At 68.4% G+C, this 5,586-nt stretch carries 5 protein-coding genes; 2 read left to right on the forward strand and 3 right to left on the reverse strand.

Annotated features, from left to right (window positions below; all coding sequences use genetic code 11):
* Together RR928_RS09685 and RR928_RS09690 are read right to left on the reverse strand one after the other, a co-directional pair.
* Positions 1–208: GTP-binding protein (locus tag RR928_RS09685; protein ID WP_332682329.1), on the reverse strand; the 208-nt coding region annotated here is incomplete at its 3' end.
* 212 nt (positions 209–420) lie between these two features.
* Positions 421–1,311 carry a LysR family transcriptional regulator gene (locus RR928_RS09690; protein ID WP_332535538.1) on the reverse strand — a complete coding sequence of 297 codons (891 nt, stop codon included), beginning with the start codon at positions 1,309–1,311 and terminating at the stop codon, positions 421–423.
* Between the two features lie 100 nt (positions 1,312–1,411).
* On the opposite strand from RR928_RS09690, the gene RR928_RS09695 reads away from it, so the two are divergent.
* Together RR928_RS09695 and RR928_RS09700 are read left to right on the forward strand one after the other, a co-directional pair.
* Entirely contained in the window at positions 1,412–2,536 is a 1,125-nt protein-coding gene (locus RR928_RS09695; RefSeq protein ID WP_332548110.1) for a mandelate racemase/muconate lactonizing enzyme family protein, read from the forward strand.
* Positions 2,537–2,572: 36 nt separating this feature from the next.
* The gene (locus RR928_RS09700) at positions 2,573–3,547 is read left to right on the forward strand and encodes a Bug family tripartite tricarboxylate transporter substrate binding protein (protein WP_332548109.1); all 975 of its coding nucleotides are present in this window, start codon (positions 2,573–2,575) and stop codon (positions 3,545–3,547) included.
* Between the two features lie 3 nt (positions 3,548–3,550).
* Here the strand turns inward: RR928_RS09700 and RR928_RS09705 are convergent.
* The coding region (locus RR928_RS09705; RefSeq protein WP_332682332.1) for a tyrosine-type recombinase/integrase at positions 3,551–5,586 on the reverse strand (2,036 nt) is incomplete at its 5' end.

Raw genomic sequence — 5,586 nt, forward strand, 5'->3', positions numbered from 1 at the left:
CGGTGCGCGAGAGCTCGGCGCCGCCGGCGCGCACCAGCGCGGCGTCGATGTTGACTTCGCTCATGTCGTTGACGATCACCGCCACGCGCCGGCCTTCGCGGTTGTTGAGGATGTGATTGAGCAGCGTGGTCTTGCCCGCGCCGAGAAAGCCGGAGAGCACGGTGACGGGGAGTTTTCTGGCCGGAGGGGGGAGTGTGGGGGTGGGCATCGTGGGATGAGGGAAAGAAAGTGGCCGGTGACAAGGCCTGCGATCTGTCCATTTGTTGCGTATTTAACGTTATAACATAACAATAACAGGATGACGAAAAGCAAGCCAGGGGAGGTGACCAACCTATGGACCGTGGCCTGATCGGCGCTGGCGCGCGCAGCGGAGAAAGGCGCGCCTGCGCTGGCGGCGTCCTGGCCGCCGGCAGTGGCGCTTCAGCGGATGGGGAGATTCGCCGGTTCCGCGGCGTCGACCAGCGCATGCAGCGCGCCGGCCAGTGGCGAGCGGGGCGAGGAGCGCAGCCAGGCCATTCCCACCTGGCGCGCGGGCGCGCCCGCGGGCAGGGGCCAGCGCCGCACGCGGGTGTCGGCCTGGCCCAGCTGCGGCCAGTCGGGCAGCACCGACACGCCGAAGCCTTCGGCCACCAGTTGCGCGATGTGCTCTATGCCGTCGAGCTCGAAGCGCACCTTGGGCTTGATGCCCTGCTTGCGCAGGTAGTCATCGGCGAGCTTGCCGGCCATCACCTTGCGGTCATAGAGGATGAAAGGCTCGCGCGCTGCGGTCATCAGCGGGTCGTCGACGCGCATGCGCTGCGGCGTCAGCAGGACCAGCGGCTCTTCGCGCAGCAGCCGCCATTCACAGGTCTTGTGCAGCGCAAACGCCGGGTGCACGAGGATGGCGACGTCGAGTTCGCCGGCCATCACGCGGTCCAGCAGCAGCGTGGAGGTGCCGGGTTCTATGTAGATCTGGATGTCGGGATAGGTGCGCATCCAGCGCCTGAGCAGCGGCGGCGCCAGGCCCATCAAGGCCGTGGGCGTGGCGCCCAGGCGCAGCGGGCCCGCGGGCAGTTCGGTGTCGGACGCCGCCGAGCGCAGGTCGCGCACGCCGCGCAGCACTTCGCGCGCCTGGTCGACGATGCGCGAGCCCAGCACCGTGGGCTGCACCGTGCGCCCCGCGCGCTTGAGCAGCTTGCCGCCGATGTCGGCCTCGAGCGCGCGCATCTGCTGGGCGACGGTCGTGGCCGGCAGATCGAGCCGCCGCGCGGCATCGGCGATGGAGCCGAAGTCGACCACGGTCACGAAACTCTGGAGAAAGCGGCTGTCCATCCGACGCATTTTACGTTATCTGAACCATTGAAAAGCAGCTTCTTTGTCGGGACGTGGCGCGGCACAGTGGCTCCATTCCCCCGCTTTTCAAGGAGACACCATGCCCATCATTGAATCCATCGAAGTCTGCGTCGCCCGCGTGCCGCTGGACAAGGTCACCTACCTCGCCAACCGCACCGTGGTCGATCGCCATTACGGCCTGGTCAAGGTGCGCAGCTCGGACGGCGTCGAAGGCATAGGCTTTTGCTACGTGGGCAATGCCGCGGGCGAGATCTTCCGCGTCGCCGTGGAGCAGCTGCTCGCTCCCGTGTTGCTGGGCCGCGATTCGCTGGCCGTCGAAGGCCTGTGGAAGGAGATGTACCAGGAGGCGCTGCTGCAGGGCCGCATGGGAACGGTCATGCGCGCGCTCAGCGCGCTGGACATCGCGCTGTGGGACCTGAACGCGCGCAGCGCCGGTCTGCCGCTGCACAAGTACCTGGGCGCCGTCGAGCTCGAGACCGTCGCCGCCTACGCCAGCGGCGGCTACTACGTCGAAGGCAAGACGGCCGAACAGGTGGGCGAAGAGATGGCCGGCTATGTCGAGCTGGGCTTCCAGGCCGTGAAGATGAAGACCGGGCGCTGGAGCCCCGCAGGCGAGGAGTCGCGCGTGAAGGCCGCGCGCGCGGCCATAGGCCCGGATGTCGAACTCATGCTCGACTGCAACAACGGCTGGGTGGACACGGTCCAGGCCATGCAATACCTGCGCCGCTTCGAGCAGTACGACCCGTACTTCATCGAGGAGCCGTTCAGCCCCGACGACATCGAGAGCCATGCGCGGCTCGCCAAGCTCACGCGGATTCCCGTCGCGACCGCCGAGATCGGCTACGGCCGCTGGTACCACAAGCAGCTGCTCGACATGGGCGGCGCCGCCATCCTGCAGACCGACGCCGCGGTCTGCGGCGGCATCACCGAATGGAAGCGCATTGCCGCTATGGCCGCGGGCTACGGCGTGCAGGTCTGCCCGCACTGGTTCCACGACATCCACGCGCCGCTGGTCGCGGCCACGCCCAACGCGCGCTACGTCGAGTTCTTCTGGGACGACCAGGTGCTCAATTTCCGGCGCCTGATCGACCGCCAGATGACGCATGAAAAGGGCCGCGTGGTGCTGCACCAGACGCCGGGCCTGGGCTTTGGCTTTGACGCGGCGCAGGTCGCCAAGTACGGCCGCTGGACCACGGTGTCCTGAGCGCCGGCTGCGGAAAACAAAAAAAGGAGACAAAGAATGCAACGCCGACATTTCATGACTTCCGTCGCCGCCGTGGCCGCGCTGGGCGCGCCGCCGTCCTTTGCGCAAGGCAAGCTGCCTGCGGGCCCGGTGCGCATCCTGGTGGGCTTTTCGGCCGGAGGCGGCACCGACATCCTCGCGCGCATCGTCGCCAACAAGCTCAACACGCTGTGGGGCATTCCGGTGGTGGTCGAGAACAAGCCCGGCGCCGCCGGCCTGATCGCGGCCGCCGAAGCCGCCAAGGCCGCGCCCGACGGCTCCACCCTGATGCTGGGCCACATCAATCCGCTGGGCATCGCGCCCGCGCTCTATGCCAAGCTGAACTATTCGGCCGAAAGAGACTTCGCGGGCATTGCCCTGATAGGCCAGACACCGCAGGTGCTGGTGGCCGCGCCCAAGTCGGCGGACAGCCTGGCGGCCTTGCTTGCGCAGCTCAAGCGCAAGCCCGGCGAGCTGAGCTTCGGCTCGTCGGGCACGGGCTCGGCCCAGCATCTGGCGCTTGCGCTGTTCGAGCAGGCGGCGCAGGTCTCGGCGCTGCATGTGCCCTACCGGGGCGCGGCCAATGTGATGACCGACCTGATGGGCGGGCAGATCGATTACGCCTTTGAAGGCATGACCACGGCCGCGCCTTTCATCAAGAGCGGCAAGGTCAGGGCCTTGGCCCAGACCGGGCCCAGGCGCGTCAAGGCGTTTGCCGACCTGCCCACGGTCGCGGAACAAGGCTTTGCGGGCTTCAACGCGAGCATCTGGTTCGGGCTTGTGGGCCCGGCGAAGATGCCTGCCGACCTGGTGGCGCGCATCAACGCCGATGTGAACCAGATCCTCGCGCTGCCCGACGTGGTGGCCAGGCTCGAGGAGTTCGGCGCCGAGGACGGCGGCGGGTCGCCAGCGCGTTTCGACGCCTTCATGAAGGACGAGCGCACGAAATGGGCGGCCCTGGTCAAGGCGCGCGGCATCAAGCTTGAAAGCTAGGCCTCAGACCGCGGCCTCGACCCCCAGCACCGCAGCCACGCGGGACGCCATGTCGGCCTTGACATAGATGCCCGTGGTGGAAATGTCGGCATGGCCCAGCAGCTGCTGGACCACGGCCAGGTCCTTGCCGCTGGAGCGCAGCGACTGGTGGGCGAAGGTGTGGCGCAGCCAGTGGGCCGAGGCCTTGAGAAAGTCGGTGTCGCCCGCGCCCGGCTGCTGCTGCACCTGGCGAAAGAAGTTCTTGAGCACGCCGTGCAGCCGCGCTGCCGACAGCGCGCCGGTGGCATTGGTTTCGCGGCGCGCGTTCGAGGCCAGGTCGCCCAGCGTGCCCGCATTGCCCTGGGCCAGGCGCTCGTCGAGCACGCCCAGCAGCGGGCAGTCCTTTTTTTCCATGTCGGCGTAGCTTGCCAGCGCGCCCGATTCGATCAGCGCGAGCCGGTCCTGGTAGTGGACTTCGAGCGCCTGCAGCGTTTCGGGCTTGAGCGGCACCATGCGCTCGCGGTTGCCCTTGCCCGCGAAGCGCAGCGCCCAGATGTCGGACTCCATGTTGTCCAGGCGCACGCGCTCGATATGGCCCCAGGTCATGTTGACGGCTTCGGAGCGGCGCAGGCCCGCGGTCTGCAGCAGCAGGATGGCGGCGCGCAGCCGGCGTTTGACTGCGCCCTCGGGCATGTCCTGCAAAGTGGCGCGAATCGCCTGCAGCGCCTCGTTGGAAAACGAGCGCATCACGTCCATCTGCATGTCCTTGCGCTTGCTGCCGCGCACGCTGGCCACGGCATTCGCGTCGAGGTAGCCGCTCGCATGCCAGTCGCGGTACATGGTGGCGATCGCGCTCATGGTCTGCTGGATGCTCAGATCGGCCAGCGGGCCGCGCAGCGGGCGCCAGTCTTCGGAGCCCTTGGTCACGGGCGCCTTCTGGCACCAGTGCGCGGGCGGCGCGCGCAAGAAGGCCTTGAAGGCGATGAAATCTTCGGTCGCCAGCGACGAAAGCATGGTGCGGCGCTCGACCAGCGCCCACAGCACCAGGCGCTCGACCGCGCGCCGGTAGCTGTCCTGCGTCGCCGCCGATTTCTCGGACAGTGTCGCGAACCAGGCCTGCACCGCCTCGCGGTCGGTATGCGCCTTGAGGGTGTTGGGCCGGTGCGAGCGAAACAGCCCGTCGTCGCCCAGCAGTTCCAGCGGCCAGGCGAGGGCGTCCAGCGGCACCACGCCGAAGATCTCGGGCGCGGCGCTGCCGAGCTTGGCGGGCAGCAGCGTGGCCTGGGCCGCGGGCGCGAAGTCGGCGTAGATCATCTCCTGGGCGATGCGGTGGTGTATGCGCACGCCTATCGCTTCCTGGTGGTCGCTGAGCCACAACAGCACGCGCTGGGCGCGCGTGCGGCCCACGCCGGGCAGCTGCGCATGCCAGCGCCGGCCCTGCAGGTTGATCCAGCCTATGGCGTCGCTCAGCGACAGCACGCCATGCACGCGCAGCTTGGCGGCGATCGCGGCATCGAGCCACAGCGCGGTCGGGTCCGTGGGCTGGGGGTGCTGGGCCACATGGGCCTGGACCCAATGAATGGCTTCGAGCTTGCCGCGCAGGATCTCGGCGGCCGTGGGGCCGGCGCGCTGGCCCTGCTCGCCGAAGTGATCGTCGAGCTGCTCGCGGTACAGCGCGATCAGCTCCTTTTCGCTGAACATGTCCTCGGCAAAGCCTTCGGCGAATTCCTCCAGCGTGGGCAGCTCGGGCGTGGGCTGGGGCTGGGCCAGCAGCTGCGCCAGAATGCGCGTGCCCTGGGCGCGGTCGGGAAAATTCTGCAGCGCCAGATGGATGCGCCGCTCGAGCAGGTCGCGGAAGGCAGCGGCCGCGCGCCTGTCCATGCTGCCCAGATGCAGCAGATAGCGGTTGGCGGCGAGCTTTTCATCGATGCCCTGCAGCACGGCACGCATGAACGAGGTTTCGCTCGCCGAGATGCGCGAGCCCGCGCTGGCGATCGTCGCTTTGGAGCCCGGCGGGCGGCCGCGCCGACGCGCGGGGCGTGCGGGCGCAGCCTGTGGCG

Source organism: Comamonas sp. (genome assembly GCF_036666375.1).
GTDB lineage: Bacteria > Pseudomonadota > Gammaproteobacteria > Burkholderiales > Burkholderiaceae_C > Comamonas.